The following is a 19674-nucleotide window of genomic DNA, read 5'->3' on the forward strand; positions in this document are numbered from 1 at the left end:
TCATTTGATCCAGATTAAAGTCGCCTGGCGGCCGGTGACGCCGTCGCGGCGGTAGGAGTAGAACCGGCCGGAATTGGAGACGGTGCAAAACTCGCCGCCGTGCACTTCCTTGACGCCGGTGCGGTGCAGCAGGTAGCGCGCCAGGCCGTAGATGTCGCACAGATACTTGCCGGGCTTGCCTTCGATCAGGCTGAAAGCAGCTTCGACGTGACGCACGCCGGACTCGTCGACCGCGCCGTTCAGGAAAGCCTGCTTGACGTCGTGACCGACCTCGAACTGGTAGGCGCCGATTGCCGGCCCCATCCACGCCATCAGCTCGCCGGCGCCGGCTTCGCGCATGGCGGCCACGGTGTTTTCCAGCACGCCGGAGGCCAGCCCGCGCCAGCCCGCGTGGGCGGCGGCCACGGTCTTGCCTTCCTTGTCGCAGAACAGCACCGGCAGGCAGTCGGCCGTCATGATCACGCAGACTTTACCGGGAATGGTGGAGACCGAGGCGTCGGCGTCCGGCACCTGCTGCGGCCCGATGTCGGCCAGGTTGGCCACCGCCGTGCCGTGCACCTGCGACAGCCAGGCCGGGTCGTCCGGCAGCATCTCGCGCAGGATGGCGCGGTTGCGCGCCACATTGTGCGGCTGGTCGCCGACGTGGGTGCCCAGATTCAGGCCGCCGCTGCCCATGCCATCGTCATACGGCGCCGGACTGACGCCGCCGCGCCGCGTGGTCGACAGCACGCCGACCGTGCCTGGCAGGCCCGGCCAGTTCGGGAACAACCACTGCTGCTGTGTAGACATCAAATCTGTTCCGGTTCCTCGATGCCGGCGCGTGCCAGCAATTCTGCAAAATCGTTGGCCAGCGGCACGATCCACTCGCACTGCTCGCCGGTGGCCGGGTGCACCAGCCCCAGGCGGCGCGCCTGCAGCGCCTGGCGCGGGAAATAATCGGCCAGGTGCTGCTTGCCGTACACCGTGTCGCCGACCAGCGGGAAGCCGATCGACTGCATGTGCACGCGGATCTGGTGGGTGCGGCCCGTTTCCAGGCGGCACTGCACCAGGCTGACCGGACGGCCCTCGCCCAGCTTGCCGCTGGCAATCAGCTGGTAGTGGGTGATCGCAGGCTTCGAGCCCATGCCGGTCGAGACCGCCATCTTGACGCGGTCGCGCGGGTGACGGCCCATCGCCGCATCGATAGTACCGCTAATCCGCGGCGTGCCCCACACGACTGCGAAATACTCGCGCTTGACGGTGCGGGCGGCCAGCTGGCGCACCAGGTCGGTCTGCGCGGCCAGCGTCTTGCCGACCACCATCAGGCCGCTGGTGTCCTTGTCCAGGCGGTGCACGATGCCGGCGCGCGGCACGCCGCTCAGTTGCGGATAGTGGTGCAGCAGGCCGTTGAGCAAGGTGCCGGACCAGTTGCCATTGCCCGGATGAACCACCAGGCCGGCCGGTTTATTCACGACAATCAGGTGCTCATCTTCAAAAACAATGTTAAGTTCCATCGGTTCCGGCTTAAAAGCCTCGTCTTCCGGCTCCGGTTGGGGCAGAATGACGATCTTCTCGTCGCCGTAGACGGTGTCCTTGGTGCTTTTGGCGGTTTTGCCGTCGACCGTCACGAAGCCATCGGTGATCCAGGTCTGCAGGCGGCCACGGGAAAATTGCGGTACCAGGCCCGAGATGACTTTGTCCAGGCGCTGGCCGCAGTGCTCAGCAGCCAGTTGGAGTTCGATGGGAGCCAGGCCGTCGTCGTCCTCGCCAAAATCGCTGTCGGCGACCATCAGGTCGGCGTCGGCATCGTGGGCGGAGGAAGATTCGGCCAAATTTGGCTTTGCGTTTAATATCACGGTAATCCTATCGGCTATAATTAGCCTCGTAAAACTTTGGTTAAACAGTTTCTTGCAAAAGATATGCAAAAAAAATTAGCGGTAGTCGCAGCAACGGTAGTTCTGCTTGGTTTGTCGGGTTGCGGCCTTTTCTCCGAAAAGATCGACGAAACAAAAGGTTGGAGCGCATCGAAATTATACTCGGAGGCGAGCGACGAACTGAATGGTCAGCACTATGAACGTGCAATTCAGTTGTTTGAGAAGCTGGAATCGAGCTATCCATTCGGCACCTACGCCCAACAGGCGCAGATGAACATCGCCTATGCCTATTACAAATCGCAGGACCAGGCCCAGGCGCTGGCGGCCGTCGAACGCTTCATCAAGCTGCACCCGAATCACGCCAACGTGGATTATATGTACTATCTGCGCGGCCTGATCAATTTCAACGACCAGGTCAGCTTCCTGAACTTCATCTACGAGCAGGACGCCACCGAACGCGACCCGAAAGCCACGCGCGAAGCCTACGCGGCCTTCAAGGAACTCGTCACCAAGTTCCCAAACAGCAAGTATACGCCGGATTCGCTGGACCGGATGCGTTATCTGCTGAATGCGATGGCGTCGTATGAGATCCACGTGGCGCGCTACTACTACCGCCGTGGCGCCTACCTGGCCGCAGCCAACCGCGCGATGGGCATCATGAGCGACTTCCGCGACACGCCGGCGATTGAAGAAGCGCTGTTCATCATGATCCGCAGCTACGACAAGCTGGGCATGACCGAGCTGAAAAACGACACCGAGCGCGTGTTCAAGCTGAATTATCCGAACTCGAAGTTCCTCGACCAGGGCAAAAAAGCCGAGCGCCACTGGTGGAAATTCTGGAGTTCCAACGCCAGCATGTAACCCTTAAAACCGGGGTCAGTGCCGACATTCGGACACGAGCCCTGCCGTAGCGGTCGCTACGGCAGGGCTCGTGTCCGAATGTCGGCACTGACCCCGGTTTTGTTTATTCGGCCAGCTTGCGGCGGAACAGCCAGGTTTTGTCGTTGGAGCTGTCCGGCACGTAGCGGTAGCCGTCGACATCGAATTTCTTCAGCTTTTGCGGATCGGTGATGCCTTTGACGGCGGCGTAGCGCGCCATCAGGCCGCGGGCCCGCTTGGCGTAGAACGAAATAATCTTGTATTTGCCGTTTTTCCAGTCCTCGAACTGCGGCGTGATCACCGGCACGTCCAGCAACTTGGGCTTGACCGACTTGAAGTACTCTTCCGACGCCAGGTTGACCAGCGTGTCGGCGCCCTGCTCGCTTGCCTGGCGGTTCAGCGCTGCCGTAATGGTCTCGCCCCAGAATTCGTACAGGCTCTTGCCGCGCGCCGTGCTCAGGCGGGTGCCCATTTCCAGCCGGTGCGGATGGATCAGGTCCAGCGGCCGCAACATGCCGTACAGGCCGGACAGGATGCGGATGCGCGATTGCGCATAATCCAGCTGCTGCGGCTTCAGCGTGCGGGCGTCCAGGCCGTCGTAGACGTCGCCGTTGAAGGTCATCACCGCCTGGCGCGCTTCGCTGGTATCGCGGGTCCACGAGGCGTAGCGCGCCACGTTCAGCGCGGATAAATTATCGGACAGGTCCATCAACTCGCCCAGTTCGGTCGGCGACAGCTCGCGCAGGCGGTTGATCAGCTGTTCTGAATGGTCGAGAAACGATGGTTCGGTGTGCAGCTTGGTGGTGGGCGGCGTCTCCAGATCGAGACTTTTTGCAGGCGAAAGCACTATCAGCATAAGATTCCAAAAAACATTTTTACATAACTAGCCCACATGATACCTGTTCCAAAGAAACGCATCGTCATCGACACCAATGTTTGCCTCGACCTGTTCGTGTTCAACGATCCGCGCTGGGCGGAGTTGCTGGGCGCCATCGAGAGCGGCGCGGTCGAGGCGGTCACCCGCTCCGACTGCCGCGACGAGTACAACATCGTGCTGCACTACAAGCACCTGCCGCTCGACGAAGACAGCCGCCCACTGGCCGCCGCCCGCTTCGATGCACTGATCAAGGTGGTGGCGCCGCCCCAATCCGGCGTGCGCCTGCCGGTCTGCACCGACAAGGACGACCAGAAATTCCTCGAAATCGCCCGCGACGCCCAGGCCGAGGTGCTGATCACCAAGGACAAGGCGCTGCTGAAACTGGCCCGCCGCCTGGCCCGCGAAGGGATGTTCAAGGTGATGTTGCCTGAGAAGTGGACTTTGGAGGCATAGCCACACGCAAGCCGGCACGCTGAGCTAGAATAGGCGATCTGCCAACTATCCAGTCGCCATGAACAGCCGCACCAATCTGCCGATGACGCCTGTCCTGACCACCCGCCTGCCGGCGGTCGGGACCACTGTATTTACCCGCATGTCGATGCTGGCCGCGCAAGCCGGGGCGGTCAACCTGGGCCAGGGCTTCCCTGACTTCGGCTGCGAGCGCAGCCTGCTGGCCGCCGTCAACGACGCCATGCAGGCCGATTTCAACCAGTATCCGATGATGAGCGGCGCGCCGGTGCTGCGCCAGGCCATCGTCGCCAAGATCGCCGCGCTCTACGGCCACCAGTACCACGTCGACAGCGAGATCACCGTCACCGCCGGCGCCACCCAGGCGCTGACCACCGCCATTTTCTGCTGCGTGCATCCGGGCGACGAGGTGATCGTCATCGAACCGGTGTACGACAGCTACGTGCCGGCGATTACGCTGGCCGGCGGCGTGCCGGTCGCGGTGGAGATGGAAGTCGGCCCGGCCGGCTACACCGTGCCGTGGGCCAAGGTGGCCGCCGCCGTCAACGGCAAGACGCGCCTGATCATCATCAACACGCCGCACAATCCAACCAGCACCGTGCTGCGCGCCGCCGACATGCAGGCGCTGGCCGACATCGTGCGCGGCACCGACGTGCTGATCCTGTCGGACGAGGTCTACGAACACATGGTCTACGACGGCCACCAGCATGAGTCGGTCTCGCGCCACCCCGAGCTGGCGGCGCGCGCGTTTGTCGTCTCCAGCTTCGGCAAGACCTACCACGTCACCGGCTGGAAGATCGGCTACGTGGCGGCGCCGGCCGCCTTGATGGCCGAGTTCCGCAAGGTCCACCAGTACAATGTGTTCAGCGTCAACACGCCCATGCAGCACGGCATCGCCAGCTATATGGCCGATCCCAAGCCTTACCTGGAACTGCCGGCGTTCTACCAGCGCAAGCGCGACCTGTTCCGCGACGGCCTGAACAACACGCGCTTCGAGTTGCTGCCGGCCGACGGCACCTATTTCCAGTGCGTGCGCTACGATAAAATTTCGACACAGACGGAAGCCGAATTCGCCGAATGGCTGACCACCGAGATCAAGGTGGCGGCCATTCCCGTATCGGCGTTTTACCAGCAGGGCAAGGAGTCGGGCATCGTGCGCTTCTGCTTCGCCAAAAAAGATGAGACCCTGGCACTCGCGTTGGAGCGCCTGGGCAAAGTTTAAGATCGGGATTAAAAATGTCCGAGAGCACTCAATTAGAGCCGCCGGTGTTTGCGCAGGCCACGCCGTCGGTGCTGCACCAGCTCAACCTGTGCAACCGCCGGCTGGAACGCCTGCTGCACAACCTGCGCAACGAGCATAACGCCGAGGGCGAAATCCGCGACATCGCGGGCGACGTGATCCGCGCGGTGGAGATCAATCCGGACGTGGCGCTGGCCTGCATCTTCCTCAGCCAGATCAACGGCACCTATGCCGTGCGGCACTGTATCGAGACGGCCGTGGTGACGGTGGTGATCGCCCGCAGCATGGGCATGAATCCGGCCAGCACGCTGACCGTGACGGCCGCCGCGCTGACCATGAACGTCGGCATGCTGCGCCATCACGAAAGCTTCCAGAACAAGAACACGCCGCTCGACAGCGAGGAAATGGCCATCGTGCGCCGCCACCCGGCGGAAAGCGCCGACATGCTGCGCGACGTCGGCATCGATGACGACGACTGGATTTCCTGCGTGCTGATGCATCACGAGAACGATGAAGGCAGCGGCTACCCGGCCGGCATCGCCAGCCCGGAGGTGACGCTCAACGCCAAGCTGCTGAGTTTTGCCGACCGCTACTGCGCGCAGGTGTCGGCGCGCAACTACCGCAAATCCATCCTGCCCAGCCTGGCGCTGCGCAATCTGGTCGAGGACAAGACGGCGCCGGTCGATCCGCAACTGGCCGACTGTTTCCGCCGCGAGCTGGGCGATTTCCCGCCCGGCTGCCTGGTGCGGCTGGGGGGCGGCGAAATCGGCGTCATCAGCCGCCGCCAGGGTTGCAGCAGCGGCCTGCAGGTGCACACGCTGCGCGACGCCGCCGGCGCCATGCTGTCGCCGGCGCAGCCGCGCTGCCTCGATGACGGCCCGCTGACCATCACCGAAGGTCTGACCGAAGACCAGGCCTCGACCCGCTTCAGCATGAAGCAGATCTGGGGCGCCCAGGCCAGCCTTTAAGCGGCGCAGTCGCGCCGGGGCCTAGCGCGACAGCTGTTCGATTTTTTTATCGACGAAGCTTTTCAGTTCCGGCGTGAGGCCGGCGCTGGCGCGCGCCTGCTTGTAGGCTTCGCGCGCTTCCGGCAGATGCTGGTCGGCTTGCAGCGAGATGCCCAATCCCATCCACCAGACGGCGTTGCCGGGCGCCAGGCCCAGGGCTTCGCGGTAGTGCTCGGCGGCTTCGGCATGGCGCTGGTCGCGTTGCAGCACGCCGGCCAGGAAGGCCTGGTAGTCGGCGTTATTGGTCGCATATGGCAGGGTCTTCAGCAGCGTGTCCAGTGCCGGGCCGCCTTTTTCCAGTTGCAGACGGGCCAGCACCATCGCCAGACCGGGCTGGCGCGCGTCGACGCCGAGTGCCAGCCGCAGTTGGCGGATGGCGTCGTCGGTGCGGCGATTTTCCAGCAGCAGGCTGACGTAAGTCTGGCGTGCGGCGTCGTTGCGCGGATCGATTTCGACGGCCTTGTCCAGGTCGGCCATGGCGGCGCTGACGCGGCCTTCCTGCAAGGCTGCCAGTGCACGGCGGTAGCTGTTTTCCGACATCTGCTTGGGCGTCAGTTCGCGCAGCACGATGCCGTCGGCCGGGGCGGCTGGCGCGCGTGCGGGCTTGCGGGCAGGCGCTGCGGCAGCGCTGGTTTCGCCGCCCTCGCCTTCCGCAACATGCGCTGCGCGCTTGGGCTTGGCAGGAGCGCGGCTTGCGACCGGCGCGGTGTCGGCATCCTCGGCCGGTGCAGTGGCGTGCAATGGCATGGCTGGGGCCGCGACGCCCGGCGAAACGGCGGTCTCGGCGGCAACTGGCGCGTTGGCGTGCGATGGCGCGGCGATCGGCTTGATGGCAGTCGGCGGCTCCTGGAAGCGTGGCCGGTCCGGAATACGGTTATCGACCACCTTCGGCACCGGACCTGGCGGCGTGCTGTGCGACGTCCAGTACTGCCAGCCGAACCATCCGCCGGCCGCCAGCAGCACCACGCCAAGCGCCGCGCCGCCGATCACCAGCGGACGACGATCGCGCTCCACGGCCGGCACCGCCTTCACCTCCGGCTGTTCCCCGGCCGCCGCCGCACCGCCGCGCGCATCCAGATCCTGCAACATTTTATTAATCAGGCTCATTTGGTCAGCGCCCAGGTCAGGCCGCAAGCGGCGATCAGCAAGCTTACACCTGCGGCCATCCACGGCCAGCGCAAGCGGCGCGACGGCGTCACCGTGTCGTTGGCCGCCAGGTTCACATGACGTCGCGTCACCTGCTGCTTGCCTTCGCCGAAGCACAGCATCAGCGATTTATTGGCCATGATGTTCACCAGGCGCGGAATCCCGCCGCTGGCCTTGTACAGCCGCGAAATCGCTGCCCGATGGAACAGCCGTCCGCCGGTGTAGCCCGCCACGCGCAGGCGGTGCGCGACGTAATACTCGATGTCATCCCGCGTCAGCGGCCCCAGGTGATAGTGGAAAGTGATGCGCTGCGCCAGCTGGCGGATCGCCGTCGCCTGCAGATGCTGGTTCAGCTCAGGCTGACCGAACAGCACGATCTGCAACAGCTTGCGCTTTTCCGTCTCCAGATTGGTCAGCAGCCGCAGCGCCTCCAGACTCTCGGTCGGAATCGCCTGCGCCTCGTCCAGCAACAGCAGCACCTGCTTGCCCTCGCGCGCCAGATCCATCAGACGCTGCGTAATCGACTTCAGCAACTGATGCTGATCGACATCCTTCTCCAGCGTCACCTCCAGCTCGTCGGCCAGGGCCAGCATCAGCGTGCGCGGCTCCAGATACGGATTCGGAATATACGCCGTCACAAACTCCGGCCCGATCGTCGCGATGAACTTGCGGCACAACAGCGTCTTACCGGTGCCGACCTCGCCGGTGATCTTGATGAATCCTTCACCGCTCTTGGCCGCCACCAGCAGGGTATTCAACGCCTCCTGCGAATGCGGGCTGGTGAAGAAGTAGCTGGTGTCCGGCGTGATGCTGAACGGCGCCTCGCGCAGGCCGAAGTGTTTGCTGTACATGATTAGCGTCCCTTGTTGCGGCCGGGGTCCAGTTCCTTCAGACGGCGGCCGCTGTCGAGCAGATCCTGGTTCCAGTCCGACGAGGTCTCGACGATGGTCGGCTTGATCAGCACCACCAGCTCGCGCTTTTGCAGCACTTCGCTCTTGCTGCCGAACAGCGCGCCCAGCACCGGCAGCTTGTTGGCGCCCGGCACGCCGGAATTATCGGTGGTCGTGGCCTGGCGCATCAGGCCGCCGATGGCCACCACCTGCCCGTTCTGGCCGCGCACCATGCTGTCCATTTCCGACGTCGACGACGCCGCCAGCGGCAGCGTGAAGTTGCCCAGCGAGCCCAGGTTCAAGCCCTTGTTCACGGTCGACACCTGGCTCACCGACGGATGCACGTGCAGGATGATATTGCCGTCTTCATCGATCTGCGGCGTCACGTCCAGCACCACGCCGGAGAAGAACGGCTGCAGCGTCACGGTCGGCGTGGTCACGCCGGTGCCGGTGCCGCTGGTGGTCGTGGTGGTGCTGACGCCGGTCACGAAGAATTCATCGGTGCCGATTTTCAGCAGCGCCTTCTGGTTGTTCAGCGTGGCGATACGCGGGCTGGACAGCACATGCACCGTGCCCTGCCCTTCGAGGAAGGAAATCAGCGCGGCGAAATTACTGGTCTGGAAGGCCATGCCGAACAGCGAACCGACCGCGTCGGCCGACGCGCCCAGCGTGCTGCCCGGCGAGGCGTTGATGCCGGCGGGACCGCCACTGCTCAAAGCGGTGCCCAGCGGCGCCAGCGTGGTGCCCGGCTGCAGCGTGCCGGCCGAGAAGCGGTTGTTGCCGCCGCTGGCGAACTTGCCGAAGGCGGACCAGTTCACGCCGCTCTGGTAATTATTGTTCAGTTCCACTTCCAGGATCTTGGCTTCCAAAATCACCTGGCGGTCGACCGACAGCTGCGTGGCTTTCAGGTACATGTCCACATTGCGCAACTCGTCCGGCATGGCGCGGATCACGATCACGCCCGACTGCGGGCTGATGGTCACGCTGCGGTTGTCCTTGCCGACTTCCACCAGCGCTTCCAGCGCCGACTTCAGCTCCAGCCAGAAATCGCTTTCCGACGTGGTAGAGACGTTGGCCGAATCGCGCTGGGTCTGGCCGCCGTTCGGATTGTTCGGATCGTTGTTATTGTTGTTATTGTTGTTGTTCGAGTTGTTGCCGTTGTTGTTCTGGCCGCCGCTATTGCTGGTGCCCGCGTTCGCCACCGAGGTCGACGACACGCGCAGGCTGGATACGCCCTTGCGCTTGGCCGTCAGGTAGTTGACCTTGAAAATCTTGGTCTGCATGGTCAGCGGACGGATATAGATGCGCGTGCCTTCCACCTTGTAGTCGTAGCCATACAGCTCGCGCACGGCGTCCAGCGCCTCGAACAGGGTCACGTCCTTCAGGTTGGCGGTGATGTTGCCGGTCACCTCGGGATTGATCAGCATGTTGTAGCGCGTGCCGGCCACGATCGAATTATAGAACTGCTGCACCGGCACATTGTTGAACGACACATTGAAGCGTTCCTCCAGCACCGCGCGCGCCTTCGGCAACTGATCGGCCAGCTGCGACACCGGCGGCAGCAAGGCGCTCGACACGGCGTCGCTCTGGGTCACCACGGCCGGCTTGGCGGCCGCCGCGTTCACTTCGCTGCTGATCTTGTCGTAGGTATCGCGCGTCGACGGCGTGCCGCAGCCGCCGAGCAGCAGCGTGGTCACGAGGGCGATGGTCAGGATTTTTTGCATATACATTCTTCGCGTTTAATGAGCGGCCTTCTTGGCTTCTTCAGGGAAGAGAGTCAGGACCTGCCTGCTCCGGCCGTTTTGCAGCACTACAGAATTCTTGTTGACCTGGACCAGCGTGGCGCCGTGGAACTTCTCGCCCTTGCGGACGGTCTGGCCGTCGATCACCGCCACCTCGCGTCCGCGCGAGCCGATCAGCACGGACTGCAGGCGCGGCCCCTGGTACACCGGCACGTCGGTCTGCGTCGCCGGCAGCAGGCGCGACTCGGGCGGCGGCTGGGTCGGATCGGCCAGCGTTTGCGCGGCGGCGGCGCCCGACAGCAACAGGCCGGCGCACAGCATCGGCAGGCGGTTCATAGTTTCATCCATTTCTGATCCAGGCTCAGCGTGTACAAGGTCAGCGTCAGGCGCGAATTCGGATACTGTTCGGCGTCCAGACGGGCTTTGCCCCAGAACAGCTGCACCGGCAGGGTTTCCAGCGCCTGCATGTAGTTGACCATATCCAGGTAGCTGCCTTGCAGCACGATCTCGACGCCGTGGCGGTACAGCAGTTCGCGTGGCTTGGACGCTGCACCCTTGTCGGCCGGCGCGGCGGCGGCGGGTGCGGCAGGTTGCACCGATTCATTCAGGCCGGCCACCGGCAATGTCTTCATCGACAGCAGCTTCAGCCGGCCATTGCCTTGCAGCAGATGCTCCAGCAGCGGCGCTATCTTGTCCGGCGCGACCAACCCTTTTTGCACCGCCATCAGGCTGCTGCTGGTGGCGTCGATGTGATTGCGCACGGCGCGCAATTGCGCGCGGGTGGCGGCATCGGGATCGGCGTTGAAGCCTTGCGCCTTGCCGACGATTTCCAGGTCGATGCCGGTGATCTGGTTCTGCTGCTGCTTGATCTGCGTGCGCAGCGCGTCCTGTTTTTTCAGCAGCGGTTCGGCCGAAACGGTGTAGATCAGGAACAGGACCGCCGCCACCACCGCAGCGAAGACCATGGCGCGCTCGCGCAGCGTCATCGCATCCAGCTTGGTGCTCAGCTTGATCCATTGTTGTTGCAGGGTCTGCTTCATTTGGCGGCCTCCTGCGCAGCGGTCGATTGCAGGCTGAATTCCACGAACGGCGCCGTGGCGGCTGCGGCCGGTGCCGGGCCTTGCGGCGCCGCCTGCGCCGGCTGGGCGGCTTCCGGCCGGCCGATGTCCAGGCTGGCGAAGCTCTTGCCGTGCATGACGCGTTCGCCGGTCAGGCGCGCGATGTAGTTCGGAATCAGCGTCGCCTGCATGGCCCTGCCCTGCACGCCGATATCATTGCCAGCGCCGCTGATGGTCACCCCGGTCAGCCACAAGCCGCTGACGTTCTGGCGCGAAAACGCGCGGAAGTACTCGGCATAGCCGGCCGTATTGCCCAGCGCGCCGCCTTGCAGCACCGACGACACATCGTGCAGCGCCTTCAGTTCCGCCTGCGCTTCGGCCAGCTCGGCTTCCAGCCTGGCGTCCTTGGCGCGCGGCGCGAATTGCGCATTGGCTTTCACCAGGCGCTGCTCGCGCACCGCCAGCATGGCCTTGCCTTCATCGGCCTCGCGCTGCAAATCGGCCACGCGCTGCGCCGCGTACCAGTCCAGCAGCAAGGCGCCGGCGACGATCACGCCCAGCGCCTCGGCCATCGGCAAGGCGGTGAAAATCTTCTTCTGCTTGAGGAAGATCGGATTGAACAGATTGATCTGCTGGCTCACAGGCGCACCTCCTCATGCCGCAGGGCCGCGCCCAGCGTCAGGAAGAAACGCCGCTGCTGCGCGACGTCCTGCAACTCCGGCACCTTGCCGAGGTCGAATACATCGCCCAGTTCCATCGCCTCCACCGGCATGTAGAGATTGCCGGTCAGGTGCTCGTGCAAGCCCTCGGCGCCGGTGGGCGCCAGCAGCAGCTTGAGCACGTTGACGAACGAGAACTGGCGGTCGAAGTGATCCAGCGAGCGTTGCAGCTCCAGCGTGATCTTGTCGAAATGGATTTGCTGGCGCATCGAATCGCGCTCCAGCAACTGCTCCAGCGTCACATCGATGCGGCGCGACAGGTACAGCTCGGCCTTGTAGGTAATGGTCAGCAGGCCGCCATCGGCGTCGAAGGACAGCATGGCCAGGCCGCGGCCGTCGGTTTCCAGCAGCGCCGAAATATTCCGCTGCGCCATTTCGGGAATGTCGATCACGGTCAGGTCCAGCTTGGCTTCGCCGAACAGCGTCTGGCGCGACTGGATCACCGTGTTGCGCGCGGCGATGGCAAACATCGAATGACCGCGCGAAGCGACGGCGTTATCGACCGGGATATCCAGCACGTCGATGGTGGCGTCGTCGATATGGAAGTCGAGCATATCCTTCAAGCGCCAGCGCACGGCGGTCTTGAGTTCGTCCTGCGGCACGTTGGGCGCATCGACCATCAGCAGCTGATACTCGCCGCCGCCGAGCATGGTGCCGCAGTAGTAGCCGGCGGCTTTCAGCTCCTTGCTCAGGCGCTCCAGCGCCTCGGGCGAAAAGCTGCTGTCGGCCGGATAAAAGGCCGCCACCTCGACGATGGCCTTGGCGTCGCGCACGCGCTGAACGCGGCCCGCACAGATCCCGTCCCTCAAGAAAGTGACAGTCAGCCAGCCATCGGTTTTTTTCGCTCTTTTAAAGAAACCCATATCTCACTACACGAGGTTAACGCGCTAGATGCTTGATTATATTCAACTTACCCATCGATTCATGTTCAAAACAACAACCATTCTGCAAAAATAGCCACATTCCGCCACACCCTGCTTACAGCTGTGCCGTCACCCTGCGTTGGACGTAGTCTGGTCCCGAGGAATTCAGATTCGGACACTCGCCATTCGCCCCTGGTTGATTGCAGGCGTAGGAGGTAATCAAAACGTGATAAGCAGTCGGATCATTCTGGCCGCCGCCAGCAATGCCACCAACGCGCACGTTATCGCAGGTGATCAGCACTGTCACAGTAAAGGAGGACAGCGTGGTGCCGGTCGGCAGAGCCACGTTACTGTGCGAGTCACACACCAGAGATGTCGACGGCTGCGGCGGTGGCGGAGGTTGCTGTGCTGAGACCGGCGTTTGCAAGCCGATGTACAAGGCCCATTCGATACCGGCCCGCGCAGCCTGATAAGCGCGCTGCCCCTGCAAATCCTTGGCCGATGCATCCTGCTGGGTGGTTGTCAGCGAGACGATAGCGACCGCCAGGCCTGCCACCACTACCAGCAGGAAGATCGCGGTCACGATGGCAACGCCGGCATTTTTGCGGCGCATGAATACGGATGGCTTCATGGTGTGTTATCCACGTGAATCTGCTGGGCCAGCGTCAACGTCTCCAGATCATTCGCCGCCGCGCCAGGCTTCACGCGTACCAGCGCAATCGCCAGCCCCACCAGCGCCGTTTGGCGGTTAGCCAATGGCGTCGCGGTAAAGTTACAGCCCGACACATTGCTGGCCATTAGCGTCATTTTCACCTGACGTGGAGAAGGCAGGACAACCGTGGCAGGATCGACTTGATTGGCCTGGAAATCATATTCCGAATAACGCACCAATCGCTGCCTGCCGGTGGTGGCATCACTCACGCACGCGAAAGTAACGGGCGAACCCGCAACAATGAAGCGCTTGCCCGGCAACGGGTTGACATGTCCGGCGAACGGGTTGGCGGCCAAAGTAATGAACTTGCCATTAAGGGCTGTTACAACGGCGCGATTATTGGCGTTCTGCGCATAAGCATCCGCATCGGCAAAGCCGGTGCCAAAGTTGTTAAGGATAATGATGTCGTTGACGGCAATCGCGTAAGGCGCTGGCGGCATCGGGCCCACCACCTCGAATTGACGCGCAGTCGGATCAGTGAAACTCAGCGGCGGATGCGGATCCTGCGCCGTAGAAATAGCACCATCGTCCTCCGCCAGGTAGCGCGCACCGGCCTTGCTGGGGATGAACTCCAGGAAAGTCGCACCACCGACAATGGTCAGCCGTATGCTGTTCGGCACAGCCCCATGGATCTCGCGCGCCATGCGGCGTAAGGCGACTTCAGCCACATCAGTCAATTCGGCGCGGTTTGCGGCATCCGCGTAGCTTTGCACGGGCTTGCGGATGAATACCACCATCATGCCCGCCAGGACGGCCGTCAGCACCATCACGACAATCGCTTCCACCAGCGTGAATCCGCGCGCGCGGCTGGCGACAGAGAATTTCATCGGACCTCCGGCGCATAGCGGGTGCGATAGCCGTCCAACGTGACAGACTGGCCCGGACCGTAAGTGGTGGTGATGGTAATCTGCATCACGGTCATGTTGTTGAGGGTGGAGCTGACACCGCCCAACGAAATAACCGGATTAAGTGCCAGAGTAGTGGTGATGCCGCTCAAATTGCCGCCCACCGTGCCGGCGCCCAAGGGGTTGCCGGAAACATCTGCATCGACCAGATTGCCGGACGAATCGGTCACGGCAAACGCGCGCACAGCATTTCCTGGCACATAATTTTGCGGAACGTAATCATTGATGTTGTCGAATGGCCGGACATTACCCGGCTCCGGGCCAAAGCGCTCCCTGACAGCGCATTGATTGGGATCGGTAATGGTCGCGGCATTGGCATCGGATGGATCACAGGCAGTGAACTGCGCTTGCTGGACTTCTTCCATGTACGCTTCCGCAATGAGCAGCGCCTGCTTGCGGCGCGCAGGATCGGTACTGCTTTTGTTCGCCAAATTCATCACCTGCATGAGCACGGCCGCGGCAATGCCGACGATGACGATGAAGATCACCAGTTCGACGATGGTTAAGCCCCGCTGAAGGGCGATTTTATTGCGCAACACTTTGCACATATCCAGTATCCGGCCAGATGGCAAGGCGAGCGGTATTGCCGCCACTGGTAAAGGTCAGCGTCATGGCAGGTACGTTCACCACCGATGCGTTCGGGAGCGTCGCCGTCATCGCCGTACCGTCCCGATTATAGGGACGCCCCATCGCATCGAAGGAGAAGAAACCTCCAGCGGCCAATTCAGGACGTGTGCTTCCGGCACTGACAACCACACTGGAAGGGCGGCCGACGCACATCCACTGCGCGGCGTAGACATTGCCCTGCAAGCAGTTGAGCTTGGTGGCGGCGCTGCCGTTGTTATTGCCGCCGGGTGCGGCGATGATGCCATTGGCGCTACAGGCCGCATCGGAACAGACGGCAAAGCTGTTGCCGTCCGAGCGGACAAAAATCATGCGGTTCTGCGCAACGGCCAACTTCTGCGCGTAGCGTATCAGGCTGCGGGCCTGGTCGGCGTAAGCCTGATTCTCGAATACAGTGTTATCGAAAAACCGGGACATGCCGATGGCGCCCAATATGCCGATCACCGCAATCACCGTCACCAGCTCAACAATCGTGAAGCCGTCCGCCCGCTGGCGGCTGGCCACGCCGCCGGCTAACATTAGTTGCAGTTGTTGGTAGTAACCACGTTCACCGTAGGCGGCGTCGTCGTATTAGCCGCCTGTGTGTACATCAGATAGCAGGTCAGGCCTTGCGGATTGTTGGCGACCGAAATAGGCTGCACCAGCAGGCTGCCAACGTTGACAGCCGGACGATTGTTGGTCGCGCTATTGTTCGCGGCACTTCCCACCGTCACCAGATAATCAGCGTTGTTGGCGAGATTGCCAATACCAGACGCGAGAGTGGTGTTCTGATCGGCGCCAGGATAACCATTGACGTTGGTGATCGTGATGCCCTCATTGGTGAACGGACCAGCGGCGTTCATCAGGAACTGGCCGTGCATCATGGATGACGTTGTATTGAGTGCGCCGCGCGCCGCGTTCAGCGCGGCGATGCGGGCGTCGCCGCCCAGGTTGGCAAACTTCGGCAACGCGGTCGCCGCCAGGATGCCGAGGATCACGATCACTACGATCAGCTCGATCAGCGTGAAACCGCCTTGGGCGCGTTGACGGGATGCGATGCTGGCTTGCTTGTTCATTACTCTCTCCAAATCGTCGAAAAATTTGCGCGGATTGCGCTAGTCCTTCACTTGCTCAAAGGCCACACCTACTAACTCAGGTGCGCCTGACGGCTTGGCGGGGCTATGGGGCAAGCGAAACAATTTTACCTTGAATTTCAAACGTTTCGTTTCAGCATCTCGAAAAGAATTTCCGAAATTTAACAAATAAATCAGACTTTTATTAGTACGGTCGAAGCACCAATTGCCCGCGCCGATGTCCTTGTCGGAGGGGCTGAACAAGGCGCCGGCGTAATTGACCGGCTTAACATTTAGCAAATCCAGCGGATTTTCTTCGGCCAAAAACGTTAAATCCTCGCTGCGCCCGGGCAATTTTGCTTGCGCCACCTTAATTTCTAAGGCGGTCCGCACATTTGCCACCGTCATCTGCACCGCCGCCTGTTCGGCTTCGCCCTGGTAATACCAGACCCGTTGCAGCAGAAAACCCAGCAAAATGCCTACCACAATTACGGAAACGGCGAACTCCAGCAAGCTCGCGCCCCGTTGTTTGGCAGTCACAAATATTGCCGATAAGATCACGATTTCACACTCAATGATGCAAGGCGGCCTTGCCCAGATCCCAGATCGGCAGGAAGATGCCCAGCGCCAGCACCAATACCATGATGCCCAGGAACACAATCAGGATCGGTTCGATCTGCGCCGACAGGGTTTTCAGCTCGTAATCGACTTCGCGCTCGTACATCTGGGCGATTTCGTCCATCAGCTCGTCGATGGAACCGCTCTCCTCGCCCACCGCGATCATTTGCAGCACGATGGGCGTGAACACGCTGGCGGCGGTGGCCGTGCGCAGGATGCTTTCGCCGCGCTCGACGCCGTCGCGCATCTGCTCCACGCGCGCGGTCAGGTAGGCGTTGTCGACTGTCTGCGCCACCACCGACAGCGCCTGCACGATCGGCACGCCGCTGCGGCTGGACAGCGAGAAGCTGCGCGCAAACCGCGCCAGCGTCGCTTTCAGGATGATTTTTCCGGCCACCGGGATTTTCAGCTTGAACTTGTCCCACTGGTACAGGCCCTTGGGCGTCGCCACCCAGGCGCGGAAGCCCCACACCGCGGCCACCAGCCCCACCGCAAACACCGGCCAGTAGCGCACCGAGAAGTTGGAGGTGCCTATTAATATCCGCGTCATCAGCGGCAGCTCGGCGTTAAACTTGGAGAACACGCCGACAAAGGCCGGGATCACGAAGATGTTGACCACCACCATGGCGGCGATCATGGCAAACACCACGAAGCTCGGATAGCGCAGCGCGGTCTTGACCCGCTCGCGCATGTCGCGGTCGAACTCCAGGTGGTCGAACAATCGCAGGAACACTTCCTCCAGCCGCCCGGTCATCTCGCCCACGCGCACCATCGACAGGTAAAACGGCGTGAACACGTCCGGATGGCGGCGCATGGCGGCCGACAGCTCGCGGCCCGCATCCAGCGACTCGCGCAGATCCTTGATGACCTTGCCGAACGATTTGCTGACCGCCGATTCCTGCAAGCCCGCCAGCCCGCGCATGATCGGCACGCCGGACTTGAGCAGCGTATACATCTGGCGGCTGAACAGCTGCACGTCCATCGACGTGACCTTTTTTTCCAGCAGCTTGGCCCACCAGTTGTCGCCGCCGGCCACCTTCTTGTTGGTGACAACGATCTCGATCGGCGTCACGCCGGTATTGAACAGCTGGTCGGCAACGGCGCCGCTGTCGATCGCCTCCAGCACGCCTTGCATCAGCTCGCCGCGCGCGTTGCGGCCTTTGTATGCGAAGAAAGGCACGGTCTTAGTCCTCGACCTGGTTGCTGATGCGCATCGCTTCCGACACCGTGGTGCGGCCCTGCACCACCAGCTGCACCGCGTGCCGGCGCAGCGTTTCGCCGGCCATCTGCTGCTGCGCCACCTTCAGGAAGTGGGACGGATCGGGATCGTTGGCCGCGTCCACCACCGCGCGCGTCATTTCCAGCAATTCGTAGACGCCGGTGCGGCCGCGATAGCCCATGCCGTTGCAGTGCGAGCAGCCCTTGCCGTGGAAGTAGCGCGCCTTGTCGACCTTGTCGTTCAGTTCCAGACTCAGCCATTCGCGCTCGGTCGGCGTCGGCTCGTACGGCGTGGTGCAGCTTTCGCAGATCACCCTCACCAGGCGCTGCGCCAGCACCGCCTGCAGCGAGCTGCCGACCATGTAGCGCGGCACGCCCATGTCCATCAGCCGCAGCGGCGTGCTGACGGCGTCGTTGGTGTGCAGCGTCGACAGCACCAGGTGACCGGTCATGGCGGCGCGCAGGCCGATGGCGGCGGTTTCCTGGTCGCGCATCTCGCCGACCAGCACGATGTCCGGGTCTTGCCGCAGCGCCGAGCGCAGCACGCGGGCGAAGTTGAGGTCGATCTTGTCGTTGACCTGCACCTGGTTGATGCCGGCCAGCCGGTACTCGACCGGATCTTCCACGGTAATCAGCTTTTTCTCGACCGAGTTCAGCTCGGACAGCGCGCAATACAGCGTGGTGGTCTTGCCGGAGCCGGTCGGCCCGGTCACCAGCACCAGCCCGTTCGGCCGCTGGACGATGGCGCGGAACTTCTCCAGCAGGCCGCGCGGCATACCGATCGCGTCCAGCTTCAGCTGCGTGCCGCTCTGGTTCAGTAGACGCATCACCACCGATTCGCCGTACTGGGTCGGCATGGTCGAGATACGGACGTCGATGCGCTGGTTCTTCACGCGGACGGCAAAGCGGCCGTCCTGCGGCAAGCGCTTTTCCGAGATATCCAGGTCCGACATCAGCTTCAGGCGCAAGGCCAGCGACGGCGCGATCTTGATATCGGACTCGGTTTGCAGGTGCAGCACGCCGTCGATGCGGAAGCGGATCTGCAGCCGGCCTTCCTGCGGCTCGATGTGGATGTCGGAAGCGCGCACCTGCGCCGCGTCGTCAAACACCGATTGCAGCAGCTTGACCACCGGCGCTTCCTCAAGGTTGGGATTGGCCGCCGCCAGCGCGCCGAAGTCGACCGACACGTCGCCCAGATCCTGCTCCAGCTCGCGCGCCAGGTCGGAAATATCCTCGGTGCGGCGGTAGATGCGGTCGATCGCCGCCACCACCTCGGTCTCGTTGACCACCGCCAGCTCGATGTCCTGGCGCACGATGCGGGCGATCTCGTCGTAGGCAAACAGGTCGGTCGGGTCGGACATGCCGACCAGCAGCGAGCCGCGCCGGTCTTCCAGCACCAGCGCGCGGAAGCGGCGCGCCTGGGTTTCCGGCAGCAGCCGCACGATCTCGGGATTGATGTTGAAGAACTTCAGGTTCAGATACGGGATGTTCAGCTGGCGCGCCAGCGCGCCGGCAATCTGTTCCTCGGTAACATAGCCATTTTCGACAAAGACGCGCCCCAGCTTGCGTCCGCTGCGCTTCTGATCGGCCAGCGCCAGGCCCAGTTGCTCCTCGGAGAGCAGCTTTTGCTGCACCAGAATTTCACCCAACCGCACTTTTTCTGGTCTGGACATAGCGCTCCTTGTCAATTGTCACCAAAACTTGCGGCCATTCTATGACAGATGGCCGTGCGGAGCGAGCTAAGGTGTCGCTTTCTGCAGACGGAAGCGCGATAGTGTTGCGCCCGTCGTTCAACGCCCGCCG

At 62.6% G+C, this 19674-nt stretch carries 22 protein-coding genes; 4 read left to right on the top strand and 18 right to left on the bottom strand.

Annotated elements, in window-relative coordinates; translation table 11 throughout:
* On the bottom strand, positions 1–789 hold the full coding sequence (gene pgeF / locus GJ698_RS06960; RefSeq protein ID WP_154356886.1) for a peptidoglycan editing factor PgeF: 789 nt from the start codon (positions 787–789) through the stop codon (positions 1–3).
* Complete coding sequence (locus GJ698_RS06965; protein WP_154357051.1) at positions 789–1769, bottom strand: RluA family pseudouridine synthase; 981 nt, start codon at positions 1767–1769, stop codon at positions 789–791. Before GJ698_RS06965 ends, pgeF begins: the two co-directional genes overlap by 1 nt.
* A gap of 129 nt (positions 1770–1898) precedes the next feature.
* Here GJ698_RS06965 and GJ698_RS06970 point away from each other — a divergent pair, with 129 nt between their 5' ends.
* Positions 1899–2714, top strand: a complete 816-nt coding sequence (locus GJ698_RS06970; protein ID WP_154356887.1) for an outer membrane protein assembly factor BamD — start codon at positions 1899–1901, stop codon at positions 2712–2714.
* Positions 2715–2817: 103 nt separating this feature from the next.
* On the opposite strand, the gene yaaA is transcribed toward GJ698_RS06970, so the two are convergent.
* Complete coding sequence (gene yaaA, locus GJ698_RS06975) at positions 2818–3588, bottom strand: peroxide stress protein YaaA (protein WP_154356888.1); 771 nt, start codon at positions 3586–3588, stop codon at positions 2818–2820.
* 36 nt (positions 3589–3624) lie between these two features.
* Between yaaA and GJ698_RS06980 the strand changes: the two genes are divergently transcribed.
* From GJ698_RS06980 to GJ698_RS06990, 3 genes are read left to right on the top strand one after another with little or no spacing between them, the layout of a single operon-like run.
* A complete protein-coding gene (locus GJ698_RS06980; RefSeq protein WP_154356889.1) occupies positions 3625–4062 on the top strand; it encodes a putative toxin-antitoxin system toxin component, PIN family in 438 nt (145 codons plus the stop codon).
* A gap of 58 nt (positions 4063–4120) precedes the next feature.
* Positions 4121–5299, top strand: coding sequence for a pyridoxal phosphate-dependent aminotransferase (locus GJ698_RS06985; RefSeq protein ID WP_154356890.1), 1179 nt, complete (start codon positions 4121–4123; stop codon positions 5297–5299).
* A gap of 14 nt (positions 5300–5313) precedes the next feature.
* Entirely contained in the window at positions 5314–6285 is a 972-nt protein-coding gene (locus GJ698_RS06990; protein ID WP_154356891.1) for an HD-GYP domain-containing protein, read from the top strand.
* A gap of 21 nt (positions 6286–6306) precedes the next feature.
* Here GJ698_RS06990 and GJ698_RS06995 read toward each other — a convergent pair whose 3' ends face one another.
* The 15 genes from GJ698_RS06995 to GJ698_RS07065 form a co-directional block, all read right to left on the bottom strand.
* Positions 6307–7431 (bottom strand): tetratricopeptide repeat protein, encoded by a 1125-nt coding sequence (locus GJ698_RS06995; protein WP_229259867.1) that lies wholly within the window; start codon positions 7429–7431, stop codon positions 6307–6309.
* Positions 7428–8321: an ExeA family protein gene (locus tag GJ698_RS07000; protein WP_154356892.1), complete on the bottom strand. Its 894-nt coding sequence runs from the start codon at positions 8319–8321 to the stop codon at positions 7428–7430. Before GJ698_RS07000 ends, GJ698_RS06995 begins: the two co-directional genes overlap by 4 nt.
* Before the next feature lie 2 nt (positions 8322–8323).
* Entirely contained in the window at positions 8324–10084 is a 1761-nt protein-coding gene (mshL, locus tag GJ698_RS07005) for a pilus (MSHA type) biogenesis protein MshL (protein WP_154356893.1), read from the bottom strand.
* Positions 10085–10099: 15 nt separating this feature from the next.
* Entirely contained in the window at positions 10100–10450 is a 351-nt protein-coding gene (locus tag GJ698_RS07010; RefSeq protein ID WP_154356894.1) for an MSHA biogenesis protein MshK, read from the bottom strand.
* Complete coding sequence (locus GJ698_RS07015) at positions 10435–11142, bottom strand: type II secretion system protein GspM (RefSeq protein ID WP_154356895.1); 708 nt, start codon at positions 11140–11142, stop codon at positions 10435–10437. Before GJ698_RS07015 ends, GJ698_RS07010 begins: the two co-directional genes overlap by 16 nt.
* Positions 11139–11801: a hypothetical protein gene (locus GJ698_RS07020; protein WP_371865166.1), complete on the bottom strand. Its 663-nt coding sequence runs from the start codon at positions 11799–11801 to the stop codon at positions 11139–11141. Before GJ698_RS07020 ends, GJ698_RS07015 begins: the two co-directional genes overlap by 4 nt.
* On the bottom strand, positions 11798–12652 hold the full coding sequence (locus GJ698_RS07025) for an agglutinin biogenesis protein MshI (RefSeq protein WP_371865167.1): 855 nt from the start codon (positions 12650–12652) through the stop codon (positions 11798–11800). Before GJ698_RS07025 ends, GJ698_RS07020 begins: the two co-directional genes overlap by 4 nt.
* Before the next feature lie 205 nt (positions 12653–12857).
* Positions 12858–13373, bottom strand: a complete 516-nt coding sequence (locus GJ698_RS07030; protein WP_154356897.1) for a pilus assembly PilX family protein — start codon at positions 13371–13373, stop codon at positions 12858–12860.
* Positions 13370–14281 (bottom strand): PulJ/GspJ family protein, encoded by a 912-nt coding sequence (locus GJ698_RS07035; protein ID WP_154356898.1) that lies wholly within the window; start codon positions 14279–14281, stop codon positions 13370–13372. Before GJ698_RS07035 ends, GJ698_RS07030 begins: the two co-directional genes overlap by 4 nt.
* Positions 14278–14907 (bottom strand): type II secretion system protein, encoded by a 630-nt coding sequence (locus tag GJ698_RS07040; protein ID WP_154356899.1) that lies wholly within the window; start codon positions 14905–14907, stop codon positions 14278–14280. Before GJ698_RS07040 ends, GJ698_RS07035 begins: the two co-directional genes overlap by 4 nt.
* Positions 14885–15502, bottom strand: coding sequence for a pilus assembly FimT family protein (locus GJ698_RS07045; protein ID WP_154356900.1), 618 nt, complete (start codon positions 15500–15502; stop codon positions 14885–14887). The genes GJ698_RS07040 and GJ698_RS07045 overlap by 23 nt, the downstream gene beginning before the upstream one ends.
* Positions 15502–16038: a type II secretion system protein gene (locus tag GJ698_RS31145; RefSeq protein WP_154356901.1), complete on the bottom strand. Its 537-nt coding sequence runs from the start codon at positions 16036–16038 to the stop codon at positions 15502–15504. The genes GJ698_RS07045 and GJ698_RS31145 overlap by 1 nt, the downstream gene beginning before the upstream one ends.
* Positions 16039–16077: 39 nt before the next feature.
* Entirely contained in the window at positions 16078–16575 is a 498-nt protein-coding gene (locus tag GJ698_RS07055; protein ID WP_154356902.1) for a type II secretion system protein, read from the bottom strand.
* A 31-nt stretch (positions 16576–16606) separates the two neighbouring features.
* Positions 16607–17833, bottom strand: coding sequence for a type II secretion system F family protein (locus GJ698_RS07060; protein WP_371865168.1), 1227 nt, complete (start codon positions 17831–17833; stop codon positions 16607–16609).
* A gap of 4 nt (positions 17834–17837) precedes the next feature.
* Entirely contained in the window at positions 17838–19544 is a 1707-nt protein-coding gene (locus tag GJ698_RS07065) for a GspE/PulE family protein (RefSeq protein WP_154356903.1), read from the bottom strand.
* Between the last annotated feature and the right edge of the window lie 130 nt (positions 19545–19674).

This window comes from Duganella aquatilis (genome assembly GCF_009674565.1).
GTDB lineage: Bacteria > Pseudomonadota > Gammaproteobacteria > Burkholderiales > Burkholderiaceae_D > Rugamonas > Rugamonas aquatilis.

Excerpts from the sequence above, each read along its gene's own strand:
- pgeF (WP_154356886.1), bottom strand. The coding sequence starts at position 789 with ATGTCTACACAGCAGCAGTGGTTGTTCCCGAACTGGCCGGGCCTGCCA.
- GJ698_RS06965 (WP_154357051.1), bottom strand. The coding sequence starts at position 1,769 with ATGGTCGCCGACAGCGATTTTGGCGAGGACGACGACGGCCTGGCTCCC.
- GJ698_RS06970 (WP_154356887.1), top strand. The coding sequence starts at position 1,899 with ATGCAAAAAAAATTAGCGGTAGTCGCAGCAACGGTAGTTCTGCTTGGT.
- yaaA (WP_154356888.1), bottom strand. The coding sequence starts at position 3,588 with ATGCTGATAGTGCTTTCGCCTGCAAAAAGTCTCGATCTGGAGACGCCG.
- GJ698_RS06980 (WP_154356889.1), top strand. The coding sequence starts at position 3,625 with ATGATACCTGTTCCAAAGAAACGCATCGTCATCGACACCAATGTTTGC.
- GJ698_RS06985 (WP_154356890.1), top strand. The coding sequence starts at position 4,121 with ATGAACAGCCGCACCAATCTGCCGATGACGCCTGTCCTGACCACCCGC.
- GJ698_RS06990 (WP_154356891.1), top strand. The coding sequence starts at position 5,314 with ATGTCCGAGAGCACTCAATTAGAGCCGCCGGTGTTTGCGCAGGCCACG.
- GJ698_RS06995 (WP_229259867.1), bottom strand. The coding sequence starts at position 7,431 with ATGAGCCTGATTAATAAAATGTTGCAGGATCTGGATGCGCGCGGCGGT.
- GJ698_RS07000 (WP_154356892.1), bottom strand. The coding sequence starts at position 8,321 with ATGTACAGCAAACACTTCGGCCTGCGCGAGGCGCCGTTCAGCATCACG.
- mshL (WP_154356893.1), bottom strand. The coding sequence starts at position 10,084 with ATGCAAAAAATCCTGACCATCGCCCTCGTGACCACGCTGCTGCTCGGC.
- GJ698_RS07010 (WP_154356894.1), bottom strand. The coding sequence starts at position 10,450 with ATGGATGAAACTATGAACCGCCTGCCGATGCTGTGCGCCGGCCTGTTG.
- GJ698_RS07015 (WP_154356895.1), bottom strand. The coding sequence starts at position 11,142 with ATGAAGCAGACCCTGCAACAACAATGGATCAAGCTGAGCACCAAGCTG.
- GJ698_RS07030 (WP_154356897.1), bottom strand. The coding sequence starts at position 13,373 with ATGAAGCCATCCGTATTCATGCGCCGCAAAAATGCCGGCGTTGCCATC.
- GJ698_RS07035 (WP_154356898.1), bottom strand. The coding sequence starts at position 14,281 with ATGAAATTCTCTGTCGCCAGCCGCGCGCGCGGATTCACGCTGGTGGAA.
- GJ698_RS07040 (WP_154356899.1), bottom strand. The coding sequence starts at position 14,907 with ATGTGCAAAGTGTTGCGCAATAAAATCGCCCTTCAGCGGGGCTTAACC.
- GJ698_RS07045 (WP_154356900.1), bottom strand. The coding sequence starts at position 15,502 with ATGTTAGCCGGCGGCGTGGCCAGCCGCCAGCGGGCGGACGGCTTCACG.
- GJ698_RS31145 (WP_154356901.1), bottom strand. The coding sequence starts at position 16,038 with ATGAACAAGCAAGCCAGCATCGCATCCCGTCAACGCGCCCAAGGCGGT.
- GJ698_RS07065 (WP_154356903.1), bottom strand. The coding sequence starts at position 19,544 with ATGTCCAGACCAGAAAAAGTGCGGTTGGGTGAAATTCTGGTGCAGCAA.